Origin of the sequence: Microbacterium sp. UCD-TDU, from assembly GCF_000340625.1 — a bacterium.
Lineage (GTDB): Bacteria > Actinomycetota > Actinomycetes > Actinomycetales > Microbacteriaceae > Microbacterium > Microbacterium maritypicum.
Window position 1 is genome coordinate 712,712 of record NZ_KB454446.1, and the last position, 25,829, is coordinate 738,540.

The 25,829-nt window shown below is 69.4% G+C and carries 29 protein-coding genes; 18 read left to right on the forward strand and 11 right to left on the reverse strand.

The window, feature by feature from the left end; genetic code table 11:
• The first annotated feature begins 29 nt into the window (after positions 1 to 29).
• The 3 genes from D514_RS26345 to D514_RS26355 all read left to right on the forward strand — a co-directional run bounded on the left by D514_RS26345 (position 30) and on the right by D514_RS26355 (position 3,385).
• The gene (locus D514_RS26345) at positions 30 to 1,313 is read left to right on the forward strand and encodes a M18 family aminopeptidase (RefSeq protein WP_017829308.1); all 1,284 of its coding nucleotides are present in this window, start codon (positions 30 to 32) and stop codon (positions 1,311 to 1,313) included.
• Positions 1,314 to 1,382: 69 nt separating this feature from the next.
• On the forward strand, positions 1,383 to 2,825 hold the full coding sequence (locus tag D514_RS26350; RefSeq protein ID WP_017829309.1) for a cytosine permease: 1,443 nt from the start codon (positions 1,383 to 1,385) through the stop codon (positions 2,823 to 2,825).
• The gene (locus D514_RS26355) at positions 2,822 to 3,385 is read left to right on the forward strand and encodes a cysteine hydrolase family protein (protein ID WP_017829310.1); all 564 of its coding nucleotides are present in this window, start codon (positions 2,822 to 2,824) and stop codon (positions 3,383 to 3,385) included. The genes D514_RS26350 and D514_RS26355 overlap by 4 nt, the downstream gene beginning before the upstream one ends.
• A gap of 9 nt (positions 3,386 to 3,394) precedes the next feature.
• Here D514_RS26355 and D514_RS26360 read toward each other — a convergent pair whose 3' ends face one another.
• Positions 3,395 to 4,105: an MBL fold metallo-hydrolase gene (locus D514_RS26360; RefSeq protein WP_017829311.1), complete on the reverse strand. Its 711-nt coding sequence runs from the start codon at positions 4,103 to 4,105 to the stop codon at positions 3,395 to 3,397.
• Positions 4,106 to 4,186: 81 nt separating this feature from the next.
• Here D514_RS26360 and D514_RS26365 point away from each other — a divergent pair, with 81 nt between their 5' ends.
• Entirely contained in the window at positions 4,187 to 4,711 is a 525-nt protein-coding gene (locus tag D514_RS26365) for a TetR/AcrR family transcriptional regulator (RefSeq protein ID WP_017829312.1), read from the forward strand.
• Positions 4,712 to 4,765: 54 nt separating this feature from the next.
• Here the strand turns inward: D514_RS26365 and D514_RS26370 are convergent, their stop codons facing one another.
• Both D514_RS26370 and D514_RS26375 read right to left on the reverse strand, forming a co-directional pair.
• A complete protein-coding gene (locus tag D514_RS26370; protein ID WP_017829313.1) occupies positions 4,766 to 6,139 on the reverse strand; it encodes a pyridoxal-dependent decarboxylase in 1,374 nt (457 codons plus the stop codon).
• A gap of 10 nt (positions 6,140 to 6,149) precedes the next feature.
• Positions 6,150 to 6,836, reverse strand: a complete 687-nt coding sequence (locus D514_RS26375) for a TetR/AcrR family transcriptional regulator (protein WP_081603859.1) — start codon at positions 6,834 to 6,836, stop codon at positions 6,150 to 6,152.
• A 68-nt stretch (positions 6,837 to 6,904) separates the two neighbouring features.
• On the opposite strand from D514_RS26375, the gene D514_RS26380 reads away from it, so the two are divergent.
• From D514_RS26380 to D514_RS26405, 6 genes are all read left to right on the forward strand, one after another.
• Positions 6,905 to 7,945, forward strand: a complete 1,041-nt coding sequence (locus D514_RS26380; protein WP_017829315.1) for an agmatine/peptidylarginine deiminase — start codon at positions 6,905 to 6,907, stop codon at positions 7,943 to 7,945.
• A complete protein-coding gene (locus D514_RS26385; protein ID WP_017829316.1) occupies positions 7,945 to 9,660 on the forward strand; it encodes an amidase in 1,716 nt (571 codons plus the stop codon). The genes D514_RS26380 and D514_RS26385 overlap by 1 nt, the downstream gene beginning before the upstream one ends.
• Positions 9,661 to 9,723: 63 nt before the next feature.
• Positions 9,724 to 10,575, forward strand: coding sequence for a tryptophan 2,3-dioxygenase (locus tag D514_RS26390; RefSeq protein ID WP_017829317.1), 852 nt, complete (start codon positions 9,724 to 9,726; stop codon positions 10,573 to 10,575).
• Positions 10,575 to 11,615, forward strand: a complete 1,041-nt coding sequence (locus D514_RS26395; RefSeq protein WP_017829318.1) for a hypothetical protein — start codon at positions 10,575 to 10,577, stop codon at positions 11,613 to 11,615. Before D514_RS26390 ends, D514_RS26395 begins: the two co-directional genes overlap by 1 nt.
• Position 11,616: 1 nt before the next feature.
• Positions 11,617 to 12,855 (forward strand): kynureninase, encoded by a 1,239-nt coding sequence (locus tag D514_RS26400; protein ID WP_017829319.1) that lies wholly within the window; start codon positions 11,617 to 11,619, stop codon positions 12,853 to 12,855.
• Positions 12,845 to 13,666 (forward strand): PaaX family transcriptional regulator C-terminal domain-containing protein, encoded by an 822-nt coding sequence (locus D514_RS26405; protein ID WP_017829320.1) that lies wholly within the window; start codon positions 12,845 to 12,847, stop codon positions 13,664 to 13,666. The genes D514_RS26400 and D514_RS26405 overlap by 11 nt, the downstream gene beginning before the upstream one ends.
• Here the strand turns inward: D514_RS26405 and D514_RS26410 are convergent.
• On the reverse strand, positions 13,663 to 14,157 hold the full coding sequence (locus D514_RS26410; protein WP_017829321.1) for an FBP domain-containing protein: 495 nt from the start codon (positions 14,155 to 14,157) through the stop codon (positions 13,663 to 13,665). The genes D514_RS26405 and D514_RS26410 overlap by 4 nt on opposite strands.
• Before the next feature lie 297 nt (positions 14,158 to 14,454).
• Here D514_RS26410 and D514_RS26415 point away from each other — a divergent pair, with 297 nt between their 5' ends.
• Positions 14,455 to 14,802: a hypothetical protein gene (locus tag D514_RS26415; protein WP_017829322.1), complete on the forward strand. Its 348-nt coding sequence runs from the start codon at positions 14,455 to 14,457 to the stop codon at positions 14,800 to 14,802.
• A 26-nt stretch (positions 14,803 to 14,828) separates the two neighbouring features.
• Here D514_RS26415 and D514_RS26420 read toward each other — a convergent pair whose 3' ends face one another.
• A complete protein-coding gene (locus D514_RS26420; protein ID WP_236610920.1) occupies positions 14,829 to 15,206 on the reverse strand; it encodes a hypothetical protein in 378 nt (125 codons plus the stop codon).
• 215 nt (positions 15,207 to 15,421) lie between these two features.
• Here D514_RS26420 and D514_RS26425 point away from each other — a divergent pair, with 215 nt between their 5' ends.
• A complete protein-coding gene (locus tag D514_RS26425; protein WP_017829324.1) occupies positions 15,422 to 15,628 on the forward strand; it encodes a CsbD family protein in 207 nt (68 codons plus the stop codon).
• Positions 15,629 to 15,703: 75 nt separating this feature from the next.
• Here the strand turns inward: D514_RS26425 and D514_RS38920 are convergent, their stop codons facing one another.
• Positions 15,704 to 15,868 (reverse strand): hypothetical protein, encoded by a 165-nt coding sequence (locus tag D514_RS38920; protein ID WP_017829325.1) that lies wholly within the window; start codon positions 15,866 to 15,868, stop codon positions 15,704 to 15,706.
• Between the two features lie 123 nt (positions 15,869 to 15,991).
• Here D514_RS38920 and D514_RS26430 point away from each other — a divergent pair, with 123 nt between their 5' ends.
• From D514_RS26430 to D514_RS26445, 4 genes are read left to right on the forward strand one after another with little or no spacing between them, the layout of a single operon-like run.
• Positions 15,992 to 16,258 (forward strand): Rho termination factor N-terminal domain-containing protein, encoded by a 267-nt coding sequence (locus tag D514_RS26430; RefSeq protein WP_017829326.1) that lies wholly within the window; start codon positions 15,992 to 15,994, stop codon positions 16,256 to 16,258.
• An 8-nt stretch (positions 16,259 to 16,266) separates the two neighbouring features.
• Positions 16,267 to 17,385 carry a YbdK family carboxylate-amine ligase gene (locus D514_RS26435; protein ID WP_017829327.1) on the forward strand — a complete coding sequence of 373 codons (1,119 nt, stop codon included), beginning with the start codon at positions 16,267 to 16,269 and terminating at the stop codon, positions 17,383 to 17,385.
• Positions 17,386 to 17,436: 51 nt separating this feature from the next.
• Positions 17,437 to 18,834: an MFS transporter gene (locus D514_RS26440; protein WP_017829328.1), complete on the forward strand. Its 1,398-nt coding sequence runs from the start codon at positions 17,437 to 17,439 to the stop codon at positions 18,832 to 18,834.
• Positions 18,835 to 18,836: 2 nt separating this feature from the next.
• Positions 18,837 to 19,667 (forward strand): endo alpha-1,4 polygalactosaminidase, encoded by an 831-nt coding sequence (locus D514_RS26445; protein WP_017829329.1) that lies wholly within the window; start codon positions 18,837 to 18,839, stop codon positions 19,665 to 19,667.
• A gap of 12 nt (positions 19,668 to 19,679) precedes the next feature.
• Here D514_RS26445 and D514_RS26450 read toward each other — a convergent pair whose 3' ends face one another.
• Both D514_RS26450 and D514_RS26455 read right to left on the reverse strand, forming a co-directional pair.
• Entirely contained in the window at positions 19,680 to 20,531 is an 852-nt protein-coding gene (locus tag D514_RS26450) for a phytanoyl-CoA dioxygenase family protein (RefSeq protein WP_017829330.1), read from the reverse strand.
• 47 nt (positions 20,532 to 20,578) lie between these two features.
• A complete protein-coding gene (locus D514_RS26455) occupies positions 20,579 to 21,472 on the reverse strand; it encodes an AraC family transcriptional regulator (protein ID WP_186004820.1) in 894 nt (297 codons plus the stop codon).
• Positions 21,473 to 21,626: 154 nt separating this feature from the next.
• On the opposite strand from D514_RS26455, the gene D514_RS26460 reads away from it, so the two are divergent.
• Positions 21,627 to 22,670, forward strand: coding sequence for an iron-containing redox enzyme family protein (locus D514_RS26460; protein ID WP_017829332.1), 1,044 nt, complete (start codon positions 21,627 to 21,629; stop codon positions 22,668 to 22,670).
• A complete protein-coding gene (locus D514_RS26465; RefSeq protein WP_017829333.1) occupies positions 22,667 to 22,873 on the forward strand; it encodes a CDGSH iron-sulfur domain-containing protein in 207 nt (68 codons plus the stop codon). The genes D514_RS26460 and D514_RS26465 overlap by 4 nt, the downstream gene beginning before the upstream one ends.
• A gap of 14 nt (positions 22,874 to 22,887) precedes the next feature.
• Here D514_RS26465 and D514_RS26470 read toward each other — a convergent pair whose 3' ends face one another.
• The 3 genes from D514_RS26470 to D514_RS26480 form a co-directional block, all read right to left on the reverse strand.
• A complete protein-coding gene (locus tag D514_RS26470) occupies positions 22,888 to 23,700 on the reverse strand; it encodes an ABC transporter permease (RefSeq protein ID WP_017829334.1) in 813 nt (270 codons plus the stop codon).
• Positions 23,701 to 23,707: 7 nt separating this feature from the next.
• The gene (locus tag D514_RS26475; protein ID WP_017829335.1) at positions 23,708 to 24,535 is read right to left on the reverse strand and encodes an ABC transporter permease; all 828 of its coding nucleotides are present in this window, start codon (positions 24,533 to 24,535) and stop codon (positions 23,708 to 23,710) included.
• 77 nt (positions 24,536 to 24,612) lie between these two features.
• Positions 24,613 to 25,797, reverse strand: coding sequence for an extracellular solute-binding protein (locus D514_RS26480; protein ID WP_017829336.1), 1,185 nt, complete (start codon positions 25,795 to 25,797; stop codon positions 24,613 to 24,615).
• Positions 25,798 to 25,829 lie beyond the last annotated feature (32 nt).

The following is a 25,829-nucleotide window of genomic DNA, read 5'->3' on the forward strand; positions in this document are numbered from 1 at the left end:
AGGACCGCGCTCTTCAGGAAGGTCACGACATGCCCGTCACCCCCGCAGCCCTCGCCCACGCCGAGGATCTCGCCGACTTCGTCGCCGCGTCGCCCTCGAGCTACCACGCGGCGGAGGAGGTCGCTCGACGGCTGGCAGCTGCAGGGTTCACGCGGCTGCGCGAAGAGGATGCCTGGCCGACGCCGGCCGGTGGTCGGTACGTGGTCGTGCGCGACGGTGCGGCGATCGCCTGGGTCGTGCCAGCGGATGCCGTGGCGACCACACCCGTGCAGATCTTCGGTGCGCACACCGACTCCCCCGGCTTCAAGCTCAAGCCCCAGCCGACCACCGGTTCGCGCGGCTGGCTGCAGGCCGCCGTCGAGGTGTACGGCGGCCCGCTGCTGAACTCGTGGCTCGACCGCGAGTTGCGCCTCGCCGGGCGACTGGCTCTGGCGGACGGCCGTGTCGTGCTGGCGGACACCGGTCCGCTGCTGCGACTGCCGCAGCTGGCGATCCACCTCGACCGCGGCGTGAACAACGGCCTGGCCCTCGACAAGCAGACCGAGACGCAGCCGGTGTGGGGACTGGGAGAGGCGACGGACGCCGACATCCTCGCCGAACTCGCCGCGTCTGCGGACCTCTCCGCGTCCGAGATCCGTGGCTACGACGTGGTCGTCGCAGACTCCGCACGCGGAGCGGTCTTCGGCAAGGACAGCGCGTTCTTCGCCTCGGGCCGCCTCGACGATCTCGCCTCGGTGCACGCCGGTGTGGTCGCCCTCGAGGCGCAGGAACCGGCAGCCGGAGCGCCGATCGCCGTACTCGCCGCCTTCGACCACGAGGAGCTCGGCTCGGAATCGCGCTCGGGCGCCGCGGGCCCCTTCCTCGAAGACGTGCTCGAGCGCCTGTACGCGGGACTCGGCGCCGACGGATCCGCACGGCGTCAGGCCTATGCCTCGTCGTGGTGCCTGTCGAGCGACGTCGGCCACTCGGTGCACCCCAACTACGCCGCCAAGCATGATCCCGTGGTGCAGCCGGTGCTCGGCTCCGGCCCGATCCTCAAGATCAATGCCAACCAGCGCTACGCGACGGATGCGATCGGCACGGCGTCGTGGCGGACCTGGTGCGAGCGCGCCGGCGTCGCGACGCAGGAGTTCGTGTCGAACAACAGCGTGCCGTGCGGCTCGACGATCGGCCCGATCACGGCGACCCGCCTCGGCATCCGCACGGTCGATGTGGGCATCCCGATCCTGTCGATGCACTCCGCACGAGAGCTCGCCGGGGTCAGCGACCTTCACGATCTGGCCCGCACGGCGCAGTCGTTCTTCGCCGGCTGACCCCGGCGGCGGAACCACCCCCCTCACGAAAGCCACCCGGCCGCCCCCCGGCAGTGCCAGGATGTGAGGATGACCGACATCAAGCCGGCCCTCATCGAGCGTGCGGGCATCGAGATCATCCCCGAGTCCGAGCGCACCGCGAAGCCTCGCGACCTCTTCTGGCCGTGGTTCGCCGCGAACGTGTCGGTGTTCGGCATGTCGTACGGGTCGTTCGTGCTCGGCTTCGGCATCTCGTTCTGGCAGGCCACCATCGTCTCGGTCATCGGCATCGTGGTGTCGTTCCTGCTCTGCGGGCTCATCGCCATCGCCGGCAAGCGCGGCTCGGCGCCCACCATGGTGCTCTCGCGCGCGGCCTTCGGCGTGCAGGGCCAGAAGGTGCCGGGCATCGTCTCGTGGCTGACCTCGATCGGGTGGGAGACGTTCCTCGCGATCCTGGCCGTGCTCGCCACCGCGACCGTGATCACGCAGCTCGGAGGCGACGGCGACAGCGTGTGGCTCAAGATCGTCGCGACGGCGATCGTCGCCGCACTGATCGTCACGGCATCCGTGCTCGGCTATCACACGATCATGAAGCTGCAGTCGGTGCTCACCTGGATCACCGGCGTCGTGACCGTGCTCTACATCATCCTCGCCGCACCGGCGATCGACATCGCCGCGGTGCTGGCCCGACCCGACGGCGGCATCGGCCAGGTGATCGGGGCGCTCGTGATGGTGATGACCGGATTCGGCCTCGGCTGGATCAACATCGCCGCCGACTGGTCGCGCTACCAGAAGCGCACGGCATCCGACGGAGCGATCGTCGCCTGGAACACGATCGGCGGATCGGTGGCACCCGTGATCCTCGTGGTGTTCGGTCTGCTGCTGGGCGGATCCGACGAAGATCTCATGAACGCGATCGCTGTGGATCCGATCGGCGCGCTCGCCTCCATCCTGCCGACGTGGGTGCTCGTGCCCTTCCTGCTCACCGCCGTGCTCGCGCTCGTCTCGGGCGCAGTGCTGGGCATCTACTCCTCCGGGTTGACGCTGCTCAGCCTCGGCATCCGCATCCCCCGCCCGTCGGCCGCGGCGATCGACGGCGTGATCCTCACGATCGGCACCGTCTTCGTGGTGTTCTTCGCCACCGATTTCCTCGGTCCGTTCCAGAGCTTCCTGATCACGCTCGGTGTGCCGCTCGCCTCGTGGGCCGGCATTCTGATCGCCGACATCCTGCGCCGGAAGAAGGACTACGACGACGAGGCCCTGTTCGATCAGAACGGTCGCTACGGCGCGTGGGACTGGACCTCGATCGGCACCCTGGTCGTGACGAGCGTGATCGGCTGGGGCCTGGTGCTCAACGGCTTCGCCGAGGACGCGCCGTGGAACAACTGGCAGGGCTACCTGTTGTTCCTGGTCGGCGGCGCGGACGGCGACTGGGCGTACGCGAACCTCGGGGTGTTCTTCGCGCTGGTGCTGTCGTTCCTCGTGACCTACTTCGCCAGGGCCGCGAAGATCCGGCGCCAGGAGGCGGTGTGAGCGCTCCGGCGACCGGGGACACCTGGCTCGTGGTGATCGATCCGCAGGCGATCTTCGCCGCGCCGGATTCCGCGTGGGGGTCGCCGTTCTTCGGCGAGGCGATGCCGCGCATCCGTGCCCTCGCGGACGCGTTCGGCGACCGTGTGCTCGTCACCCGCTGGATGCCGACGGCCGATCGGTCCACCTCGTGGGGCGACTACTTCGCGGCATGGCCGTTCGCCGACCAGCCGCCGAGCGACCCGCTGTTCGCCCTGGTGCCCGAAGCCGCCGGCCTCTCCCCGCATCCGAGCATCGACCTGCCGACGTTCGGCAAGTGGGGCCCTGAGCTCGAGACGGTCGTCGGACGCGGAGGGCGCCTCGTGCTCGCCGGGGTCTCGACCGACTGCTGCGTGATCTCGACGGCACTGGCCGCCGCCGACGCCGGCGCTCACGTCACGATCGCGGCCGATGCCTGCGCCGGGTCGACCGCCGAGAACCATGCGGCCGCCCTGCAGGTGATGGGGCTGTATCCCCCGCAGATCATCGTCAGTGACACCGCGACCGTCCTCGGCACCCCCTGACCGCGAGCGTCAGGCCGATGCCCGCACCGCGGCGGCGATGTCGGCCGGAGAGCCGTGCCAGGGCGCCCCGTGGCCGGGAAGCACCCACGATGCCGAGACTCCCGCCAGCGTGTCGAGGGAGGCGAGCGCCCGCTCCGGCTCGTCGGTGAACGGCGCGGGCTGAGCCCCGGTCCGGCCCGTCAGCACGTGCCGGGTGGTCAGCGCATCGCCGACGAACACCGCGTCGACGACCGGCACGTGCACCGCGATGCTCCCCGGCGAGTGGCCGGGAAGCCCGATGACGACCGGAGCGCCGGGCAGATCGAGCACGTCGCCGTCGGCGACTTCCGTGACGACGGACACGTGCGGTGTGCGCAGGGCGTTCTTGCGCAGGCCGTAGGCGAAGAAACCGAGCGTGGGCCCGATCTTCGCCGGTCCCATCGCGGTCTTGGGCTTCTCTCCGGTGCGGACTCGATGCGCGTCGGCCGTGTGGATGTACACGGGCACCCCCGCCTCGGTGCGCAGCCGCTCGGCGAAGCCGATGTGATCGCCGTCGCCGTGGGTCAGGACGAGGCCGCGGATGTCGGACAGCGGACGACCGATCAGTTCGAGCTCGCGCTGGAGGTCGCGCCAATGCCCCGGAAGGCCCGCATCGATCAGGGTGATCCCCTCCGGCAGGTCGATGAGGTACGAGGCGACGATGTCGTTGCCCAGGCGGTGCAGGCGGGGTGCGAGCTTCATGACGGATCCTCTCGGGATGATTGCGATGGCTACGTTACGTAGCTATGATGGCTATTGTCAATAGCCATCGAGGAGGATCCGATGCCGACACCCGAACGCACGTCCACGGAGGAGATCGTCGCGGCGGGGCGGGAGATCCTCGAGATCGCCGGTCCCTCAGGCCTCACGATGCAGGCGGTCGCGGATCGGGTGGGCGTCCGCGCCCCCTCGCTCTACAAGCGGGTGCGGGATCGGGACGCCCTGCACGCCGCCGTCGCCACCGCGTCGATCGACGCTCTCACCGCGCGGCTCGAAGCTGCGGGCGACGACATCGGTGCGCTCGCGCACGCCTATCGCGGCTTCGCGCAGGAGCACCCCGAGGGCTTCCGCCTCATGTTCACGATCGCCGCTCCACACGATGCCCTCGAGCGCTCGGCCGCTCCGCTGATCCGCGCAGCATCCGCCCTGGTCGGCGAAGAGGACGCGCTGGACGCTGCCCGCCTGTTCACCGCCTGGGCGACCGGGTTCCTGCAGATGGAGCTGTCCGGAGCGTTCCGCCTCGGTGGCGACGTCGACCGCGCCTTCGAATACGGCCTGCGTCGACTCACCGCCGGGATGGCCGGCTGAACCGCAACAGGCGCGACCATGGCCCCACCGGCGCGCGCACCGGCGGCGGCGAGGTCACTTCATCGTGTCGAGGATGCCGACGAGGTCTTCGAACGTGGTGAGCGGGTTCAGGATCGCGAATCGCGTGTTCGGGCGCCCGGCGTGCGAGCTCGGCACCACGAACGCGCGCTGCGAATCGAGCAGCGCCGCCGACCACCGGTCGTAGTCAGCGCGCTCCCACCCTTCCCGCTCGAACACGACGATCGACAACTGCGGATCGCGCACGAGTCGCAGCTCGGGGCGACGGGCGATCTCGTCGGCGATGCGCCGGGTCAGCGCGAGTCCCGCACTCACGGCATCACGGTAGGCGGTGACGCCGTACGTCGCGACCGAGAACCACATCGGCAGGCCTCGCGGGCGGCGCGTGAGCTGGATCGAGTAGTCCGAGGGGCTGAACTCGTCGACCTCGGTCAGGATGTCGAGGTACTCGGCGTGCTGCGTGTGCGCCCGTCGTCCGCTGTCGGGATCGCGGTAGATCAGCGCGCAGCAGTCGAACGGCGCGAAGAGCCACTTGTGCGGATCGACGATGACCGAGTCGGCGCGGTCGACACCCTCGAAGATGTGTCGCGCCTCCGGTGCCAGCATGGCGGTGAGGCCGTAGGCGCCGTCGATGTGCAGCCAGAAGTCGAACTCGTCCTTGAGGGCCGCGATTGCCTTGATGTCGTCGACGATGCCGAAGTTGGTCGACCCGCCGGTGGCGACCACCGCGCAGATCTCGTCGCCGTGCTCGACGAGGGCCTCGCGCACGCCATCGGCGCGGAGCACGCCGTCGTCGCCGGCCGGGACCAGCAGCACGTCGACGTCCATGATCTTCGCGGCCGACTTGTTGGAGGAGTGCGCCTCGACGCTGCACACGATCTTCCACCGGGTGGGCAGCTCTTTGCCTTCGGCGATCAGCCGGGCCTTCGCGGCCTCGCGTGCCGCGACCAGCGCCGACAGGTTCCCGATCGTGCCGCCCTGCACGAACACCCCGCCCGCGGTCTCTGGCAGCCCGAACTCGCTCGCCAGCCACGACAGCACCTCGTTCTCGGCGTGCACGGCTCCCGCACCCTCGAGCCAACTTCCGCCGTACAGCCCCGACGCGGAAACGACCAGGTCGAAGGCGATCGCGGCCATGGTCGGCGCTGTCGGGATGAACGACAGGTACAGCGGGTGGCTCGTGGTCAGGCAGGCCGGTGCGAGGACGTGCTCGAACACGCTGAGGGCTCGCGCGGCGCCGAGTCCCGCGTCGGTGATCGTGGGCCCGACCAGACGGTTCAGCTCCGCCTCGGACTGGGGCTTGTCCAGCGGCACGTCGGAGGCGAGCATGCGGCGGCGCGAATAGTCGAGCACGGCGTCGACGATCGCGGTCGATTCGGGCGAGGCCGCGTGCATGCGCACAGCATCCATGGGCGTTCCTTTACTTGTCATCGGATCGGGAGTCCGTGGGGCGGGGGTCAGTGGGTCGGGAGGCGATGGCGGGCGAGCCGGCAGCCTCGGGCGTCGCGCTGTCGAGCACCGCGGTGAGCGCCCGTCTGGCGAGGTCGGCACGGTCGCGGGGCGCCCACTTCACCAGGGAGTGCGCGTTCATGCCGTCGACCATCGCGAGCAGCAACCAGGCTGCGGTGTCGGCACGGCCGGCGGCGATGGCTCCGGCCGCAGCGGCACGGGCGAAGATCTGCTCGAGCGCACTCTGCCACCCGTCCATCTCCTGCCGCACGCGCGCGGCGAGCGCGTCGTTTCGGGCTCCGAGTGCCCAGGCCTGCACCCAGATGAGGGTGACGTCGTCGCGGTCGGCGTCGAGGAGCGTCTCGATGAGTCGCAGCAGGCCGTCGCGCAGGTCATCGGTGTCCTCGAACGCGGCGATCACCTCTTCGCGCTCGGCCGCCACGATCAGCCCGAAGACGTCGGCGACGAAGGTGTCCATGCCCGGCCGGTAGTGCGCCACGAGCGCCGGGGTGACTCCGACGCGAGACGCGACCGCACGGACGGTGAGGCTCTCCAGTCCGCTCTCGCGGGCAAGGCCGATCGCACCGTCGAGGATCGACTGATCGCGCTCCTCCGGCGACATCCGCCGAGTGGACGCACCTGTTGACGTGGTCTTCATCAGGGGTTACCGTAACACCTGTTGATCGCATGTTCAATAGACGAACCGGCAGCAGCGAGGAGATCACGATGAGCTGGCGCATGCCCACCGAGACCGCACGTCACGAGCGCACCTGGATGGCGTTCCCCGCGGAGGGCGAGACCCTCGGTGACACCGACGCCGCCCGCGAGGAGGGCTACGCCACCTGGACCGCCGTCGCCCACGCCGTCGCCGAGTTCGAGCCCGTGACGATGCTGGTCGACCCGAGCGAGGTCGCCAGGGCCCGGCGCATGCTCAGCAGCAGCATCGAGATCGAGATCGCGCCCGTGGATGAGTTCTGGATGCGCGATTCGGGGCCGACCTTCGTGGTCGACGACGAGCGTCCCGGCGTGCTCGGCGCGGTCGACTGGATCTTCAACGGCTGGGGCGCTCCGGAATGGGCCGAGTGGCGCAAGGCCGCACAGCACGCACGCATCGTGGCGGACGCCGTCGGCGCCGAGCTCGTGAGCTCCACGCTCGTGAACGAGGGCGGCGGCATCCACGTCGACGGCGAGGGCACCGTGCTCCTCACCGAGACCGTGCAGCTCGACCCCCGGCGCAACCCCTACGCCGACAAGCAGCGGATCGAGGCCGAGATGGCCCGCACGATCGGCGCGACCACGGCGATCTGGCTCCCCCGCGGGCTCACTCGCGACTACGACGACTTCGGCACCAACGGCCACGTCGACATCGTCGCCACCATCGTCTCGCCGGGGCGACTGCTGCTGCACGATCAGCAGAACCCCGACCACCCCGACCACGCCGTCACTCGCGAGCTGCGCAGCCTGCTCGCGGAGCAGACGGACGCCGCCGGCCGCCGCTTCGAGGTGATCGGGCTGCCCGCTCCCTCGACGCTCTCGGACGACGAGGGCCCTGTCGACTGGAGCTACGTCAACCACCTCGTGACGAATGACGGCGTGGTGGCCTGCGGCTTCGGCGACGAGAAGGCCGATGCCGCAGCACGCGAGATCCTCTCCGATGCCTACCCCGGACGCCGGGTCGTCACGGTCGATGCGCGCCCACTGTTCGACCGCGGCGGCGGCATCCACTGCATCACCCAGCAGCAGCCCGCCCTCGACGGACGCCGCTGATGTTCGACGTCGTCGAGGCGTCCATCGCCGACCTGCGGCGCGCCCTCGATGCCGCAGAGACGACCGCCGTCGAGCTGGTCGACGCCTACCTCGCGCGCATCTCCGCCTTCGACGCCCCCGACTCCGAGACCGCCCTGAACGCGGTCGTCGTCGCCAATCCCGACGCGCGTAGTGAGGCCGCGGCTTCCGACGCGCGTCGCGCCCGCGGGGAGACGCTCGGGCCGCTCGACGGCATCCCGTACACCGCGAAGGACAGCTACCTCGTGCGCGGCCTCACCGCCGCCGCGGGGAGTCCGGCTTTCGCAGGTCTCGTGGCCCAGCGCGATGCCTTCACGATCGAGCGGCTGCGCGCGGGCGGCGCCATCTGCCTCGGGCTGACGAACATGCCCCCGATGGCGAACGGCGGCATGCAGCGCGGCCTCTACGGTCGCGCCGAGAGCCCGTACAACGCGGACTTCCTCACAGCACCCTTCGCCTCCGGCTCGTCGAACGGCTCCGGCACGGCGACGGCGGCGAGCTTCGCCGCCTTCGGCCTCGGCGAGGAGACCTGGTCGAGCGGCCGTGGCCCGGCGACCAACAACGCGCTGTGCGCCTACACCCCCTCGCGCGGGGTGATCTCGACCCGCGGCAACTGGCCGCTCGTGCCGACCATGGACGTCGTTGTGCCGCACACCCGCTCGATGGCCGACCTGCTCGAGGTGCTCGAGGTCATCGTCGCCGACGACGCCGAGATCCGTGGCGACTTCTGGCGCGCGCAGCAGTGGGTGGCACTGCCTGCGGCATCGACGGTGCGACCGGAATCGTATCCGGCACTCGCGACAGGCGGCCCCCTCGCGCTCGTCGGCGCGCGTATCGGGATCCCCCGGATGTACATCAATGCGGACCCGGATGCCGGCACGGCCGAGAACCCGGGCATCGGCGGGCCCACCGGCCGGCGCATCGAGACGCGGGCCAGCATCATCGAGCGCTGGGAGGCCGCCCGCCGCGACCTCACCGCTGCCGGAGCGACCGTGATCGAGGTCGATTTCCCCGTCGTGTCGAACTACGAGGGCGACCGTCCGGGGGCGCACACCATCGCGACCCGCGGCCTGGTGTCGCCGGAGTACCTGCACCGCGAGATCGTCGATCTCTCGGCGTGGGCGTGGGAGGACTTCCTGCAGGCGAACGCCGACCCCGCTCTACACTCGCTCGTCGACGTCGACGGCGCCACGATCTTCCCCCACCCCCAGGGCGCACTCCCCGACCGCTACACGGGCTTCGACGACGACATCGCCGAGTATCCGGACTGGGTGCGCCGCCACCCCGATGCCTCCTTCACGGACATGCCCGAACTCGAAGACGGCCTGCGCGGCCTGGAGGAGACCCGTCGTCGTGACCTGGAGGTGTGGATGGATGTGCTGCGGCTGGATGCCGTGGTCTTCCCGGCGGTCGCGGATGTGGGGCCGGCCGATATGGACGTGAACCCCGAATCCGCCGACCGCGGCTGGCGCAACGGCGTCTGGATCGCGAACGGCAACCTCGCCGTGCGCCACCTCGGCATCCCGACGGTCACCGTCCCTATGGGGGTGATGAGCGACATCGGTATGCCGATCGGCCTCACCTTCGCGGGGCGGGCGCACGATGACACGCGACTGCTGCGCCTCGCGGCGGCGTTCGAAGCGACAGGCGGCCGTGGCACGCGTCGCACGCCGCCCCCGCGCACCCCCGCGCTCTGAGAGACCTCGATGCGGAACATATCACTCCTGTGACGCTCGCCACGAAAGTGATATATTCGGCGCATGCACACCGAGAACGAACGCGCCCTGGAATCCGGCATCGTCACCGACCTCTCCGGCCGGATGACGTACGGCTCCTACCTGGCGCTGGACCAGCTGCTCACCGCGCAGCATCCGGTGAGCGAACCGCAGCACCACGACGAGATGCTGTTCATCATCCAGCACCAGACCACCGAGCTGTGGCTCAAGCAACTGCTGCATGAGCTGTCCTCGGCGCGTGAGCTGCTCGCCCGCGACGACCTCCGCGAGGCGCTGAAGCGCATCGCCAGGGTCAAGCGCATCCAAGACGTGATGACCCAGCAGTGGTCCGTGCTCGCGACCCTCACCCCCACCGAGTACGCGCAGTTCCGCGGGGCGCTGGGCAACTCTTCGGGCTTCCAGTCGGTGCAGTACCGCGCGGTGGAGTTCGCCCTCGGCAACAAGAACGAGAAGATGCTGAGCGTCTTCGCCGACCACCCCGCCAACCTCGCTCTGCTCACCGCCGAGTGGGAGAAGCCGACGCTCTACGACGAGTTCCTGCGCTTCGCCGCCCGCCGCGGACTGCCGATCCCGAGCTCGATCCTCCAGCGCGATGTGCGCGTGCCCTACCGGGAGACCCCGGAGCTGGTGCCCGCGATCCGCGAGATCTACCAGGATCCGAGCCGGTACTGGGATCTGTACGAGGCGTGCGAAGACCTGGTCGACCTCGAGGACAACTTCCAGTTCTGGCGCTTCCGACACCTCAAGACCGTCGCGCGCACGATCGGCATGAAGGTCGGCACCGGCGGCTCCAGCGGCGTCGGCTTCCTGCAGCGCGCGCTGGATCTGACCTTCTTCCCCGAGCTCTACACCGTGCGCACCGAGATCGGCAGCTGATGCACGCCGCGACGTTCTTCGACGGAGTCGAATGGCGCGAGGGCGCCGTCGAGCTCGTCGATGGGCACCTGCGGCTGCGCGATGCGGTGTCCGCCCCGGGAGCTCCCCGGCTCGATGGGGTGATCGTGGGCGGATTCACCGACCACCACGTGCACCTCCAGCTGGTGGATCACAGTCTGTTGGCGGGCTCCCGTCTCGGCCGCGTGGTCGACCTGGGCGGAAACCCCGAAGTGCTGCGCCGGCTCGCCGTGCACAACTCAGGAGGAACGCCCTCCGACCGGTCCGCCACGGGCGACTCCGGCCCGGCCGGCGCTCATGCTCCTGAGATACGAACGCGGCAGGCGGTAGAGATCGACTTCGCCGGCGCTTTCCTGACCGCTCCGGGAGGTTATCCCTCCGACCGTGACTGGGCGCCGCACGGTTCGGTGCGTGAGGTCGCCGACGTGGATGCCGCCGTCGAAGCCGTGGCGGAGATGGCGGATGCCGGCGCCTCCTGCATCAAGGTCACCAGCAACAGCACCGCAGGGCCTGTCTTCACCGACGCCCTCTTCGGCCGGATCGTCGGACTCGCCGCCGACCGCGGCCTCCTCGTCGTCGCGCACGCCGAGGGTGCAGGCGAAGCGCAGCGCGTCGTCCTTCTCGGCGCGGCGCGTCTCGCCCATGCCCCGTTCACGGAGCGCCTCGACGACGACGAGATCGCGCGCCAGGCGGCTGACGCCTCCTGGATCTCGACCCTGGCGATCCACGACGACCCCGAGCGTGCGATCGCGATCGACAACGTGCGCCGCTTCCGCACCGCAGGCGGCAGCGTGCTCTACGGGACCGACCTGGGCAACGGACCGATGCCGGTCGACCTGAACCCGCACGAGGTCGCCGCTCTCCGCGAGGCAGGACTCGACGATGCCGCCCTGCTGCAGGCTCTCGCCCCCGTGGACCCGCGCGAACCCCACTCCGCTCTCCTCCTCATCCCGGGCGGAACCCCGTCGAGCGCCGATCCGCTCGACGCCCGCCCCCTCACCCCCGCAGACCTGAAGGTGTGACATGACCATGACGCCCGACTCCTCGCTCCTCGACCTCGCCCGCGCTCTCGATGCGGCCGACCCGCTGCGCGCCCACCTCGATGCGTTCGCCGAGGCTCCCGGCGTCACCGCGTACCTCGACGGCAACTCGCTCGGGCGTCCCCTGCGCGATGTCCCCGAGAAGATCGCCGCCTTCGTGCGGGACGACTGGGGAACGCGGCTGATCCGCTCGTGGGACGAGCAGTGGATGGCGCTGCCGATGGAGCTGGGCGACCGCATCGGACGGGTCGCTCTCGGCGCCGCCCCCGGCCAGACCGTCGTGGCCGATTCGACCAGCGTGCTGATCTACAAGCTCATGCGCGCCGCCGCGTCGGCCGACCCGGACCGCACCGAACTCGTGATCGAGGCGGGCAACTTCCCCACCGACCGGTTCCTCGCCGAGGGCGTGGCCGCCGAGACGGGGATGACGCTGCGGTGGATCGAACCCGACCCGGTGCACGGGGTGACCGTCGCCGATGTCGAGGCCGTCGTCTCCGCACGCACCGCCCTGGTGTCGCTGAGCCATGTCGACTATCGCTCGGGAGCCCTGGCCGACATGCCGGGTATCACCGCGAAGGTGCGCGAGGCCGGCGCCTTGATGATGTGGGACCTGTGCCACTCGGCCGGCGTCGTGCCGATGCAGCTCGACGAGTGGGGTGTCGACATGGCTGTCGGCTGCACCTACAAGTACTTGAACGGCGGGCCGGGCTCCCCCGCCTTCGCCTACCTCCGACACGGACTGCAGGGTGTGCTGCGCCAGCCGATCCAGGGCTGGTGGAGCGCGGCCGACATCTTCGCGATGGGGCCGGAGTACGTACCGTCCGGCGACATCCGCCAGCTGCTCAGCGGCACGCCCCCGGTGACGTCGATGCTCGCGATGCAGGGGATGCTCGACCTCATCGAGCACTCGACGATCGAGGGCGTGCGGGTCAAGTCGCAGTCGTTGACCGATCTCGCCGTGCGTGCCTACGACGAGGTGCTCGCCCCTCTCGGTGTGCGACTGCTCAGCCCCCGCGGTGCCGAGCTGCGAGGCGGCCACGTGACGATCGGGCATCCGGACTTCCGCGACGTCACACGTCGCCTGTGGGCGGACGGCATCATCCCGGACTTCCGATTCCCCGACGGCATCCGCCTCGGACTCTCTCCGCTGAGCACCTCGCACGTCGAGACCATCACCGGTGTGCTCGCGGTGCGCGACGCCTTGGAGTCCGGTGACTTCTGACCGTGCCGCCGCGCCCGTCCTCGACGACATCGATGCGCGCCCCGGCAGCACCGCATCATTGCTGCGGACGTTCATCGGCGTCTTCCTGCGCCCGCTCGGCGGATGGATCTCCGCCGCCGACCTGGTCGCCCTCGCCGGCGACCTCGGCATCGAACCGGCCCCGGCGCGCACCGGTGTCGCTCGCCTCAAGCAGAAGGGCCTGCTGCTCGCCGCCCGCGAGAAGCAGATCGGCTACCGGCTGAACCCGGCAGCGATCCCGATGCTCGAACGCGGCGATCGGCGCATCTTCGAGATGCGCGAGATGACGGATGCCGACACGTGGTGCCTGGTCTCGTTCTCGATCCCCGAGAGCGCCAGGAGCGTGCGCCATCAGCTGCGTCGACGACTGCAGTGGATCGGTGCGGGAGTCGTGTCGCCCGCCCTGTGGATCTGCCCGGGCCACCTTCAGGACGAGGTGGTGCAGATCCTCGACGAACTCGATGCGCGCCCCTGGGCGACGCTGTTCCCGGCATCCGCCCCCGTTCCCGCCGGCAGCCTCGTCGACGCTGCGGCGCAGTGGTGGGATCTGGATGCGCTGCGCGACGAGCACCTCGCCTTCCAGGCGTCGCTCGCAGACCTGCCAGCGGCGCCGTTCGCCGCATACGTGCAGCTGATCGACCGCTGGCGGGTGCTGCCGTACACCGACCCGGGGCTTCCCCCCTCGATGCTGCCGACCGATTGGCCCGGTCGTGACAGCTTCGACGAGTTCGCCCGCCGGTCGGCGGCGCTGACAGCACCCGCCTGGGCGCACGTGCGCGCCCGGATCGTCTAGCCCGCCTGCCCCGCGACCTCGGCGAGGAAGCCCGCCACGTGCTCCTGCAGTCGCAGGATGCGCAGGTCGCGCGCGAACTCGCGGTCGAAGCCCTGGTAGGCCAGCGGCGGCAGGACCCGCACGTTGTGGTTGCAGCCGAACTCGGCACAGGTGAGCACACCCACGCTGTCGCCCTTGCGCCCGGCCGGTCCGGCCTTGTGCGCCACGTACAACTGCACGTCGTTGCGGAGCGTCACGTCTTCGCACCACGAGCACTGCGCTCTGGCGATCACGCGCTGCTCGGCGCGCTGCAGGAAGACACCGACCGGGGCGTCATCGATCCAGGTGACGACGTAGGCCCGGCGGGGCATCTTCGGGTCGGCCCACCCGAGGAAGTCGAGCCGATCGAAGTCGATCTCGGCGAATCCGGGCGGAAGGGTCAGGTCGGAGACCTCTTTGCGGGAGGCGTTGAGGAAGGAGGCGCGGATGCCGCGCTCGTCGATGGGACGCATGGGAGTGGTGCTTTCGGAGTGGTCGCCGCGAAGGCGGGTCGATGAGAGGAAGGATCCCGGACACGGAGGCCGGGTACGTCGCGACACCGGGGACGGGGGTTCCGCCTCCGGTGGGTCCTCAGCCTCTGCCTGCGGCGCGGGAAGCGCCTGCAGCTCCGCTCTGCGCCCCGAGGGCGCTCATCGACGACAGCACCCGGCGAGCCTACACCCGTTTGTTTCCGTCCGTGTCGGCCCGCCTGGGCGCAGCGCGAAGGGCGTCTTAGTCTTTCCGGAACGTCCGACCAGAAGGAGACCACCGTGTCCACGCCGCTGAACCGCCTTTCGCCCCTCCCGGTGCGTGAGCGTGCGGCGTGCATGTGCAGCCACGGCGGCCGGTGCTCCTCCTTCGCCCCCGGCCATGCTCTGCACCTCATCCAGGCACGCATCGCCTCGGCGACGCCCGCCGGGTGGATCGACGCCCTCGTCGAGTCCGCCGACGCCACCTCCGGAGACCTCGTGGTGCGCACGCTCGAGGGTGAAGCGCATGCGCTGTGGAACGGCGCCGGTGCCGCCCTCGAGGCCGCCCCCGGCACCCCCGTCGCGCTGCACGCGCGCTACGGAGTGCTCGCCGTCGGCGGCACGCAGTTCAACGTCGCCGCCGTCTGATCGTTCTTCCTGAGCCCGCCTGCGGTTCAGGCGCTCGCCATCAGCATGTCCTTCATGGCCGAGCAGGCGTCCATGCAGGCCTGGCATGCCTGAGCGCACATCCGACACACGTCGCTCTCGTCGGCATGCCGCGCACACGCGTCCATGCACGTCTTGCACATCGCGATGCAGGCGTTGAGCATCGCCATCATCGACGCCGGGGTCATCCCCTGCATCCGCATCATCGACCGCATCATGGTGCCTGCCATGTCGGCACAGTTCATGCAGGCGGGAGAGCAGTCCATCATCTGCGTCGAGCACACCGTGCAGGCCTGTTCGCACGCGGCGCACCCATCCATGCACGCCTGCATGATGGACATGTCCATCATCTGCATGTCGGGCATCGACTCCATGCTCTTCGACATGGCACCCATCATCATCGAGTCCATCGCACACCGCTTCCTTGGTCGAGGTCCGCGGGCAGGACCACCCGCCTGGCGCCAGGCTAGTCCTTCGCGGGGCACGAGTCGATGGTCGCCGACCAGTGTCATGGTGCGGGCGGATTGTCAATCCCGTGGCCGCTTCTCCGAAGGAGTGAGAGTGTCGGAGGCAATCGATCCGCCTACGAGAGGAGCCGCACATGAGTGCCGCAGACGACATCAAGAACGCCGCCGAGAAGGCCGCCGGAAAGGTCAAGGAAGGCGTCGGAAAGCTCACCGACAACGAGAAGCTCGAAGCCGAGGGCAAGGCGGATCAGGTCAAGGCCTCCGCCAAGCAGGCCGGCGAGAACGTGAAGGACGCCGCGGGCAAGGCCGGCGACAGCGTCCGGGACGCGTTCGAGAAGTAAGACGCCCCACACACCGAAGAGGTGAGGTCCGCCGAAGGGCGGGCCTCACCTCGATGGGTCAGACGTGTGGTGTCGTCAGACCTTGCGGCTGCCGCTGATCGCTCGGATCAACCAGGCGATCACGGCGATCGCGAGGAGGACGAGCCCGACCCACAGGAGGAACTGGAGCGACTGCACCAGTCCTCCGGTGATCGCAAGAATCACTGCGATGACGATGACGATGATCAGGAGGATGTTCATCGGTCTTTCCCTTCTTTCGGCAGGCGCGAACGCCCGACTGTGGTGCCCCCACGCTAGCCGCGGTGGGAGTTCTGTCCGAGGGGGTTGACTTCCGCCCTCCGAGTGCGCGAAGGAGATGGGAACATGCCAGGAAGACGCGACAACGCGCTGAAGGATCCGGAGCTGTACGAAGAGCTCAGGAAAGACGGGGCCTCCAAGGAGAAGGCCGCGCGCATCTCGAATGCCGCGGCGAAGGAAGGGCGCAGTGCTGTGGGACGTCGCGGCGGCGAGCACGGCGACTACGAGGACTGGACCGTTCCCCAGCTGCGTGCGCGCGCGAAGGAGCTGGGGCTGACCGGCTACAGCGGCAAGCGGAAGTCCGAGTTGATCTCCGCGCTCAGGAATCACTGAGGCCGCCGATGTCGCGCTTCGGCATCGAGGAGGAGTTCCTCTTCCTCGATGAGCATTCGCTGGTGCCCGTGGCCCTCGCCTCCGGCACCCGCGAGCGCATCACGCGCCTGCGAACGGGCGGAGAGGTCACCACGGAGTATCTGACCTCGCAGATCGAGTGCCTGACCGAGCCGGTCGCGACCGCGGTGGATGCCGAGGCGCAGCTGATGCACCTGCGCGGGCTCATCGGCCGGCATGCCCGGGAGCAGCACGCGATCGCCGCCGGTAGCGGCACGCCGTTCGCGACGACCCGCTCCTCCACTGTGTCGCCCTCGCCCCACTACGACGAGGTGGCCGAGCAGCTCGGACACCTCACACGCGATCACGAGGTCAACGGGCTGCACGTGCACGTCGAGGTCGCCGACGACGAGGGCAGGGTCCGCGCGCTCGATCGCGTGCGCGGCTGGCTCCCCGTGCTGCTGGCACTCACCGGCAACAGCCCCTTCGTGAACGGACGGGATTCCGCCTTCGCCAGCTGGCGCAGCATCCTGATCCGTCGCCTGCCCTCGTCTTGGGCGCCGCCGCGGTTCCGCGACTACGACGAGTACCGGGCAGGTGTGCAGCGCCTCGTCGACGTCGGAGCCCTCGCCGATGCGGCATCGCTGTCATGGTCGGCACGGATCTCGGAGCGCTACCCCACCGTCGAGGTGAGGGTCTTCGATGCGCAGCTGACGGCCGAGGACGCGGTGTTCGCCGCGCTCCTCTCCCGAGCGATCGTGCTCACCGACGATCAGCCCCTCGCCGACATCGGAGTGGACGGCATCGACGCCTCGCTGTGGACGGCGGCCCGCAGAGGCATGGGTGCGCGCCTGATCGATCCGACGACGGGCGAGATCGAGGATGCCTGGACCGTGGCCGACCGGATGCGGGCGTCGATCGCCCCCGCCCTCCGGGAACTCGGTGATGAGGATCGGGTGCGGGAGGGCTTCGAGCGCCTGCGCACGCTCGGCACCGGCGCCGACCGGCAACGCCGCGTCGTCCACGATGGTGGAGCGCCCGCACTCGCCGAGCTCCTGCGCGCGGGGACACCGGCCCCGTTCCCCGCCTCCACGCCGGCAGCTCCGCGCGTGCCCGCGCCGAAGCCCTGATCAACCTGGCCAAACCGCCCCGACGTCGGCTGCCGGGGGTAGTGTCGGCCTGTGGCATCCTTCGCCCCGCTCCAGCGGCTCGTCATCTCCATCGCGGTGCTCGCGTCATTCGTGACCTTCCTCGACGGCACGGTCGTGAACGTCGCGCTGCCCGCGATCAGTCGTGAGCTCGGCGGCGGCATCACCACCCAGCAGTGGGTCGTCGACGCGTATCTCATCACTCTGAGCGCTCTGATCCTGCTCGCCGGTTCGGTGTCGGACGCCTACGGCCGTGTGCTCGTGATGCGGATCGGACTGATCGCCTTCGGCGGCGCCTCCATCGCGGTCGCCGCAGCGTTCGATCCGCTCACACTGATCATCGCCCGCGCCGCCCAGGGAGCCGCGGGGGCGCTGCTGGTGCCGAGCTCGCTCGCCCTGATCACGGCCACCATGCGCGCCGACGTGCAGTCGCGGGCCATCGGAGTCTGGACCGCCTTCACCACCGGTGCGCAGCTGGTCGGTCCGCTGCTGGGCGGTCTCTTCGTCGACTACCTCTCCTGGCGCTTCGTGTTCCTCATCAACGTCATCCCGATCGGGATCACGCTCCTGCTGCTCTCCCGCCTGCGCCTGCCCGAGCACCCCCGCGGCATCACCGTCGACTGGTGGAGCGGGGCGCTGTGCGCGATCGGTCTCGGCGCCGTGGTCTTCGCGCTCATCGAGCAGCCGAACCTGGGATGGCAGTCGCCCGCGATCTGGATCCCCGCGGTGGCCGGCGCCGCCCTGTTCGCGGGGTTCCTGTGGCGCCAGCAGCGCTCGGCGTCGCCCCTCATGCCCCTGTGGCTGTTCCGCGTGCGCGACTTCGGCTGGGGCAACCTCGCCACGTTCTTCGTGTACGCCGCGCTGTCGCTCAACGGCTTCGTGGTCGGCGTCTACCTGCAGCAGGGCGCGGGGCTCAGCGCGACCGCCGCGGGCCTGGCGAGCCTTCCCATGACGGTCCTGATGATCCTCGTCAGCTCGCGCGCAGGTCAGTGGGCTGGCCGATGGGGACCGCGTGTCTTCATGACGGTCGGGCCGCTGCTCATGGCCGTCGGCGCCCTGATGCTGCTTCTCGTCTCCACCGACTTCGACTACTGGTGGCAGGTGCTGCCGGCCATGATCGTGATGGGTCTCGGACTCTCCCTCACCGTCGCCCCGCTGACGGCCGCGATCCTGGGGGCGATCGACGAGAACCACTCGGGCATCGCCTCGGCCGTGAACAACGCCGTCTCCCGCGTCGCCGGTCTGCTCGTCGTGGCCATGCTGTCGACCATCGTCGGCGGCACGCTCGACCTCGACGGCTTCCACAACGCCGCGTGGTTCACAGCGATGCTGCTCGTGATCGGCGGCGTGGTGTCGTGGGTCGGCATCCGTCGCAATCCGGCCGCGCCGGCACCGGTCGACGCGGCGGCGACCGGTCCCACCCCGCATTGACCATGTCGAATCGAAGACTCGCTCGTGGGGGGCGCGCGGTCCTGACCGGCGTCGGGGCGCTCCTCCTCACGGCGTGCTCCGCAGCATCGACGGCCCTTCCATCGTCGGCCATCGTCCTCCCGTCCTCGGGCGCCGTGCCCGACTACCAGCTCGGTGGCGCCTACGACCCTTCGCCCGAGGTCGGCATCGTGGGGCGCGACCGGGGCGCGGAACCCGCACCCGGCGTGTACTCGATCTGCTACGTCAACGGCTTCCAGACGCAGCCCGGTGAACTCGATGCCTGGCCCCGTGAGCTGCTGCTGCAGCGCGACGGCGAGGTCATCTTCGATCCGGACTGGCCCGACGAGGCACTCATCGACACCTCGAGCGCGGCACACCGGGAGAAGATCGCCGACACGGTGATCCCCTGGATCGAGGGCTGCGCGGATGCCGGCTTCGACGCGGTCGAGTTCGACAATCTCGACTCGTACTCGCGGTCGGGTGGATCCCTCTCGCTCGAGGACAACCTGGCCCTCGCCGCCCTGCTCGTCGACGCCGCGCACGCCGTGGGGCTCGCCGCCGGACAGAAGAACGCCGCCGAGGATGCGGCGCTGCTCCATGAGCGGGCCGGTTTCGACTTCGCGGTCGCCGAGGAGTGCGCGGCCTATGAAGAGTGCAGCGCCTACACCGCTGTCTACGCCGACCATGTGATCGACATCGAGTACGCCGACGAGCTCCCGCGCCCCTTCGCCGAGATGTGCGCCGACGACAGCTCTCCGGATTCCATGGTGCTCCGCGACCGCGACCTCGTCACTCCCGAGGACGACGCCTACGCGTTCGAGACCTGCGACTGAGCGGCACTCCCCTCACAGACCGTCGTCCTCGTGCCAGTGCTCCTGCCAGCGCCAGTCGATCGGCTCGGATGCCCGCTGATAGCGGATGTCGGTGGAGAGGCGGATGCGCCCCTGCGGATCGACGTTGTCGGTGCTGGCATGCACGATGTAGGAGGAGTGCACCATGACGTCGCCCGCGCGATAGTTCGCCATCAGCCAGCGGGCGTCGCGCGCGTCGGCGAGCGCGGGGAGGTCGGCCGTGATCGACGCGGCCGGGCGCCTGTCGCCGCGCGCGCGTTCTTCGGCGAGCGCCCAGTGATGACTGCCTTCGAGGTAGGTGAGACCGCCCTGCTCGGCGGGGCAGTCTCCCAGGGGGATCCACATCGACAGCACGCGCTCGCTGCCCTCGCGCAGATAGACGAGGTCGTAGTGGGCCTGCGTGGCCGTGCCGATCCCCGACTCGCCGGGACGGATGTGGCGGATGATCTTGCGCCGGTGCAGATGCACGTCGTCGCCGAGGAACCACTCGAACCATCCGCGGATGTCGGGGTGTGCGGTCAGCGCCGCGTACCGCTCACCGGGAACGATGTCCTCGAACAGGACCGCGCGGATCTTCGCCCTGTCGATCGCTCCCTGCGCTCCGACGCCGACGGCAGGATCGGAGCCCGGCTCCACGATCCCGGTGTCCGCCATCGCGGTGAAGTAGTGCTCGCGGAACGCGGTGACGAGCTGCGGATCGAGCTGCTGCGGCAGGAACAGGTAGCCGTCCCTGCGCAGCCGGCTCCACAGCGCCTCCTTGTCCGTGCGGATGGCGTCCGGCACGGGCTCGATCCACCCGAGCCGAGACGGCGAGTCGTCGAGCGTGTATCCGTTGGAGGTGAACATGATTCCAGGATCGGGGACACCTGGACTTCCGTCCATGGACTTTCTCGTCAGATCATTGGATTTTCCGGGACGCTCGCGGCACGACTTGGATGATTCTCGTCGATCTGCCCTCGGGATTGCTGTCGCCGGAACGCCGAGGGCGCAGCTCCTGTACGACGGTGGAAGATGCGGGAGAAGTAGGCAGCGTCGTCATAGCCGACCTGCGCGGCGATCTGACCGACGTCGAGAGCCGTCTCCGCCAGGAGCGACTGCGCCTGCGCGATACGCACCTCGATGACGAAGTCGTTCACGGTGAGCCCTGTCGCGGCCCGCACGAGCACTCCCAGCTCGCGGGCGGAGAGCCCGACCGCGGCTGCGCGCGCGGCGACCGAGAGGGGGCGGGTGGCGTCGCGGCTGACGAGGTCGATCACGCTCGCGCCGCCCGTCGTCCCCTCCACCGGATCGGCGGCATCGAGGATGGCGAGCAGAAGCCGCTGGGTCGCGACGGAGGCGGCGATCTCCGCTCGCGGGCCCATCGCACCCACGGCCTCTCGCAGCTGATCGAAGATCTCGTCCGCGTCGTCCACCGGACGCGCGAGCGCCTGCACCGGGCGATGGTGTCCGCCCAGTCCGCTCGCCTCGAACGCCGCGAACGACTCGCCCTCGAACAGCACCCAATGCTCGGACCATCCCCGGGCGTCGGAGCCGTACCCGTGGAGCGTTCCGGGGGTCAGCCAGATCACCGCCGGCCCCAGGACCGGCACCTTCCGGCCGTGCGGTTCGTACTCCTCGTATTCCCCGTGCCCCTCGGAGATGTAGACCAGGCCGCGGGTCGGAAGCGACCGTCGACGAAACGGCGGCTGCGGACCCGACTGCTCCCCCGCACCGTGGCACGAGATCAGCAGTCGCCGCATCGCATGTCGCGGCGCGGCGTAGTGGGACCAGGAGGACGGCTGCGTCATCGACATCAGCCTATCTCCGCGCCCGCCGCCGACTCCGACGCCGAGACGGGCACCCGCGCGCATGCCCCGCGCGGGGCGGCCCGTCAAGTCCCTGGCCGGATCTGCTCCTGGCCCGCAGGATACGGATGTGCGCATCGATTGGGAACCCCGACACATGACCTCATCCGCCCCGGCACCCACCCCGCCTCTCGCGTTCTCCGGCAGAGGGGCGCTGAGCCGCGCCGTGATCGCGCACCTCACCGGTTCCGGCGAGGGATCCGGCCACGCGGCACTCGCCGAGGAGGCCGTCACGGCGAGCGCCGACATCGCCCGCGACGACGACATCCAGCTGGCGCTGTTCGTGCTGTACGCCTCCGCGTACGGGTCGCTCCCCCAGCTCGACCCTGATCTGGAATGGGACCCCGCGCTCCTCGCGACCCGACGTGTTCTGGAGACGGCCTTCGAGCGCGACCTTCGCGCGAGCGTCCCGGTGCCCGACCTGCCGGAGCCGACCGTGGATGCCGTCGGTCGCGCGCTCTTCGCGCTCGCCGAGGCCGACACCGGGCCGAGTCTGTCGCGGTACTTCGTGAAGAAGGCCAACGAGGCGCAGGCGCAGGAGATGCTCATCCAGCGCTCGGCGTACACGCTGCGCGAAGCGGACCCGCACTCCTGGGCGATTCCGCGACTCGAAGGTCGCGCCAAGGCCGCGCTCGTCGAGATCCAGTCCGACGAATACGGCGGTGGCCGTCCGCACCGCGTGCACGCCGCGCTCTTCGCGCGCGCCATGCGGGGGGCAGGCCTGGATGACACCTACGGTGCGTATGTCGACGACCTGCCCGCCGTGACTCTCGCCTCCCTCAACATGATGTCGATGTTCGGCCTCAACCGCCGCCTGGTGGGTTCGATCGTCGGCCACCTCGCCGCCTATGAGATGACCTCGTCGATCCCGTGCCGTCTGTATGCCGACGGCCTGCGTCGTCTGGGCTTCGGCTCCGACGTCTCGGACTACTTCGACGAGCATGTCGAGGCCGACGCGGTGCACGAGCAGATCGCCGCGCGAGACCTCGCCGGCAGCCTCGCCGAGGATCACCCCGAGCTGCTGCCCGACATCATGTTCGGTGCCGCCGCGTGCCTGACCGTCGACGGATGGGGAGGCGCGCACATCCTGGACGCCTGGTCCACAGGCACCTCCTCGCTTCGCACGCGGATGCCGTCATGAGCGCCGGCCACGACCGCCCGACGATCACGCCATACCCCGACGGCCCGTTGCTCGTCCGCGGTGAGGTGGAGCTGCAGACGACCGAGGGCGAGCCGATCGCACCCCACCGCCGCACAGTGGCCCTGTGCCGCTGCGGACTCTCCGCCCTCAAGCCGTTCTGCGACGGCACCCACAAGGCGACAGGTTTCCGCACCGACGACTGAGAGGTGTCCCGGCGTCAGTCGCGCTCGTCGACCTCCTTCCCCAGCCGTTGCGAGATCCACACCGGGAGGAAGGAGGCGACGATGACGACCGTCGCGACGACGTTGACCACGTTCGCCTCGTTGGGCCTGGCCATCTGGTTCATGATCCACAGAGGCAGGGTGTCGACGCCCGGCGGCGCGGTGAAGATCGTGACGTAGACCTCGTCGAAGCTGAGCGCGAAGGCGAGGATGGCCCCGGCGATCAGCGCGCTGCGGAACTGCGGGAGCGTGACGAGCCGGAACGTCTGCCACGGACTCGCGCCGAGGTCCTGCGAGGCCTCCTCGATGCTCGGGTTCATCCGCCGAAGCCGCGCGAGCACGTTGTTGAAGACCATGACGATGCAGAAGGTGCCGTGCGCGATGATCATGCCGTAGAAGCCGACCTGGATGCCGATCGGCTCCAGCAGCTGGTTGTAGGTGTTGTTCAGGGCGACGCCGGTGACGATGCCGGGGAGAGCGATCGGCAGCACCACCAGGAGGTTCACGGCACGTTGCCCGAAGAACGAGTACCGCTGCAGCGCGAACGCCACGAGGGTGCCGAGGATGACGGCGATCACGGTCGCCCCGGATGCGACGAGGACCGAGTTCAGGAGTGCGGCGCGCACAGGCTCGCTGGTGAACGCCTTGCCCCACCATTCGAGGGAGAACCCACTCACCGGCCAGCTGACGATACGCGCGGAGTTGAAGGAGTTGAGCACGACCAGCGCGAGCGGGATGTACATGAACGCGAGGACGATCGCGACGACGACCCCGAGGACGATCTTGGAGGTGCGGGACAGTCTCAGCATGCGCGACTCACATCCTTTCCAGTGCGCCGGTGCGCTGCACGCTCACCAGGTAGATGACGACGAACGCGATGGGGACCAGCGAGTACGCGGCCGCCAGCGGGGGGTTCAGGTTGATGTTCGATGCGATCACGCTGCCGATCATCTGGGTGTCTCCGCCGACGAACCGGGCCACCAGATAGTCGCCGAGGCTCAGGGAGAACGTGAAGACGGAGCCGGCGATGAGGGCCGGCTTGATGATCGGCAGCACCACCGATGCGATCGTCCGCCACGACCCGGCGCCGAGGTCGGCGGAGGCGTCGAAGAGGTTCGGCGGCACCTGGCGGATCGCGGTGTACACCGGCACGGCCATGTACGGCAGCCACAGATAGGTCAGGGTGAGCACGACGGTGAGCACACTGAAACCCGGTCCGGAGAGACCGAACGGTGCCAGCAGCCAGTTCGCGAACCCCTGCTCGGTGAACGTGATCCGCATCGCGAGGACCTTCACCAGGTACCCGGCCCACAGCGGCAGGGTGATCGACACGGCCAACAGCGCCCGCAGCCAGGGCGATGCGACCTTGGCCATGAAGATGCCGAGGGGCACCGAGATGAGGATGGCGAGCACCGTCACGGCGAGGGCGATGCCCAGCGTGCGCATCGACGTCGACAGATAGGCGGGGTTGACGAAGAGCTGCTCGAAGTTGCGCAGCGTGAACCCCGGCTTCACCTTGGAGGTGAAGGGGTCGGTGATCCAGAAGGCGGTCACGAGGAGCATGACCAGCGAGAAGATGTAGATCCCGATGAGCCAGGTCATCGGAAGGGCCAAGAGCCCGGCGATCCGGAGGCGGCGCTTCATGTCGATCCCGTTCGTGGTTGCGGAAGATGCGGGAGGGTGAGGGGGCGGGTCGGCAGGACCCACCCCCTCGATGCGGCTCAGCCCTTGACCGAGAGCCAGGCGTCCGTCCACTGCTGGAAGTTGGTGCAGGTGACGTCGGTGCGGCCGTCGATGCACTGCTCGATCGGCGTCGTCCAGAACCAGACCTTCTTGAAGTACTCCTCATCCGTGGCGTTGAAGTAGTCGCAGTGCGCCTTGGCCTCCTCGCTGGTGTCGCAGAACGCGGCGTTGGCCGGAGCCATGCCGAAGTTCATCGCGATCGCGCCGTTCACCTCCGGCGAGGACGAGTAGTCCATCCACGCGTACGCGCAGTTCGGGCTCTTCGACTCGGCGGCCAGCATCCAGGCGTCCGACCAGCCGGTAGAGCCCTCCTCGGGCAGCACGCTCTTGAACCTGTCGTCCTCCGTGAGCTTGCGCAGCACCTCCCACGAAGTGCCGAGCACCGTGGTGCCGCCCGCGAACGACGTGATCTGTGCGGCGGGGTCGGACCAGTACTCCGACACGATCTCGTTCTGCTGCTTGAGCAGCTCGACGGCGGCCTTCAGCTGCTTCTCATCGAGTGCGTACGGGTTCGTGATGCCGAGGTCTGGCTCGTGCGCCATCAGGTACACCGCGGCGTCGGCGATGTAGATCGGGGCGTCGTAGGCGATGACCTTGCCCGCGTAAGGGCTGTCCTTCTCCCATGCGACATCCCAACTGGTGGGCTCCTCGGTGACGACGTCGCTGTCGTACTGCAGGATGTTCGCGCCGCGGCCGATCGGGATGCCGTACGACTTGCCGTTGATCGTGTCGTAGATCTGGCCCTTCATGCCCTCGACGATGTCGTCGCCGAAGTTCGGGATGAGGTCGAGGTTGAGCGGCTGCACGTCGCCGCCCGCGATCAGGCGCAGGCTCGCGTCACCCGAGGCGGAGACCAGGTCGTAGTCGCCGGTGCGCATGAGCTGCACCATCTCATCGCTGGTTCCGGCGACGCGGCGATTCACCACGCATCCGGTCTCGGCGGCGAACGCGTCGCTCCACGCCGGCTCGACGAATCCGCTCCAGGCGACGATGTTCACCTCGCCCTCGTAGTCGCCGAGTTCCTCCTGCATGGCGATGTCGGGAACATCGATCTGGAGTTCGCCGGAGCCCTCGGATGCGGTCTCGCCTCCGGTGGCGCAACCGGAGAGGGCGAGGACGGCGACGGCCGCCATCGCGGTGGTGGCCAGGATCTTCTTACGCATGGATCGCTCCTTTGTGATCAGTGCTGGGGGTG

Bases quoted from the DNA above. Each gene is read 5' to 3' on its own strand.
- D514_RS26345 (WP_017829308.1), top strand. From the start codon at position 30: ATGCCCGTCACCCCCGCAGCCCTCGCCCACGCCGAGGATCTCGCCGAC.
- D514_RS26350 (WP_017829309.1), top strand. From the start codon at position 1,383: ATGACCGACATCAAGCCGGCCCTCATCGAGCGTGCGGGCATCGAGATC.
- D514_RS26360 (WP_017829311.1), bottom strand. From the start codon at position 4,105: ATGAAGCTCGCACCCCGCCTGCACCGCCTGGGCAACGACATCGTCGCC.
- D514_RS26365 (WP_017829312.1), top strand. From the start codon at position 4,187: ATGCCGACACCCGAACGCACGTCCACGGAGGAGATCGTCGCGGCGGGG.
- D514_RS26370 (WP_017829313.1), bottom strand. From the start codon at position 6,139: ATGGATGCTGTGCGCATGCACGCGGCCTCGCCCGAATCGACCGCGATC.
- D514_RS26375 (WP_081603859.1), bottom strand. From the start codon at position 6,836: ATGAAGACCACGTCAACAGGTGCGTCCACTCGGCGGATGTCGCCGGAG.
- D514_RS26380 (WP_017829315.1), top strand. From the start codon at position 6,905: ATGAGCTGGCGCATGCCCACCGAGACCGCACGTCACGAGCGCACCTGG.
- D514_RS26385 (WP_017829316.1), top strand. From the start codon at position 7,945: ATGTTCGACGTCGTCGAGGCGTCCATCGCCGACCTGCGGCGCGCCCTC.
- D514_RS26390 (WP_017829317.1), top strand. From the start codon at position 9,724: ATGCACACCGAGAACGAACGCGCCCTGGAATCCGGCATCGTCACCGAC.
- D514_RS26395 (WP_017829318.1), top strand. From the start codon at position 10,575: ATGCACGCCGCGACGTTCTTCGACGGAGTCGAATGGCGCGAGGGCGCC.
- D514_RS26400 (WP_017829319.1), top strand. From the start codon at position 11,617: ATGACCATGACGCCCGACTCCTCGCTCCTCGACCTCGCCCGCGCTCTC.
- D514_RS26410 (WP_017829321.1), bottom strand. From the start codon at position 14,157: ATGCGTCCCATCGACGAGCGCGGCATCCGCGCCTCCTTCCTCAACGCC.
- D514_RS26420 (WP_236610920.1), bottom strand. From the start codon at position 15,206: ATGTCGAAGAGCATGGAGTCGATGCCCGACATGCAGATGATGGACATG.
- D514_RS26425 (WP_017829324.1), top strand. From the start codon at position 15,422: ATGAGTGCCGCAGACGACATCAAGAACGCCGCCGAGAAGGCCGCCGGA.
- D514_RS38920 (WP_017829325.1), bottom strand. From the start codon at position 15,868: ATGAACATCCTCCTGATCATCGTCATCGTCATCGCAGTGATTCTTGCG.
- D514_RS26430 (WP_017829326.1), top strand. From the start codon at position 15,992: ATGCCAGGAAGACGCGACAACGCGCTGAAGGATCCGGAGCTGTACGAA.
- D514_RS26435 (WP_017829327.1), top strand. From the start codon at position 16,267: ATGTCGCGCTTCGGCATCGAGGAGGAGTTCCTCTTCCTCGATGAGCAT.
- D514_RS26445 (WP_017829329.1), top strand. From the start codon at position 18,837: ATGTCGAATCGAAGACTCGCTCGTGGGGGGCGCGCGGTCCTGACCGGC.
- D514_RS26450 (WP_017829330.1), bottom strand. From the start codon at position 20,531: ATGTTCACCTCCAACGGATACACGCTCGACGACTCGCCGTCTCGGCTC.
- D514_RS26455 (WP_186004820.1), bottom strand. From the start codon at position 21,472: ATGACGCAGCCGTCCTCCTGGTCCCACTACGCCGCGCCGCGACATGCG.
- D514_RS26460 (WP_017829332.1), top strand. From the start codon at position 21,627: ATGACCTCATCCGCCCCGGCACCCACCCCGCCTCTCGCGTTCTCCGGC.
- D514_RS26465 (WP_017829333.1), top strand. From the start codon at position 22,667: ATGAGCGCCGGCCACGACCGCCCGACGATCACGCCATACCCCGACGGC.
- D514_RS26470 (WP_017829334.1), bottom strand. From the start codon at position 23,700: ATGCTGAGACTGTCCCGCACCTCCAAGATCGTCCTCGGGGTCGTCGTC.
- D514_RS26475 (WP_017829335.1), bottom strand. From the start codon at position 24,535: ATGAAGCGCCGCCTCCGGATCGCCGGGCTCTTGGCCCTTCCGATGACC.
- D514_RS26480 (WP_017829336.1), bottom strand. From the start codon at position 25,797: ATGCGTAAGAAGATCCTGGCCACCACCGCGATGGCGGCCGTCGCCGTC.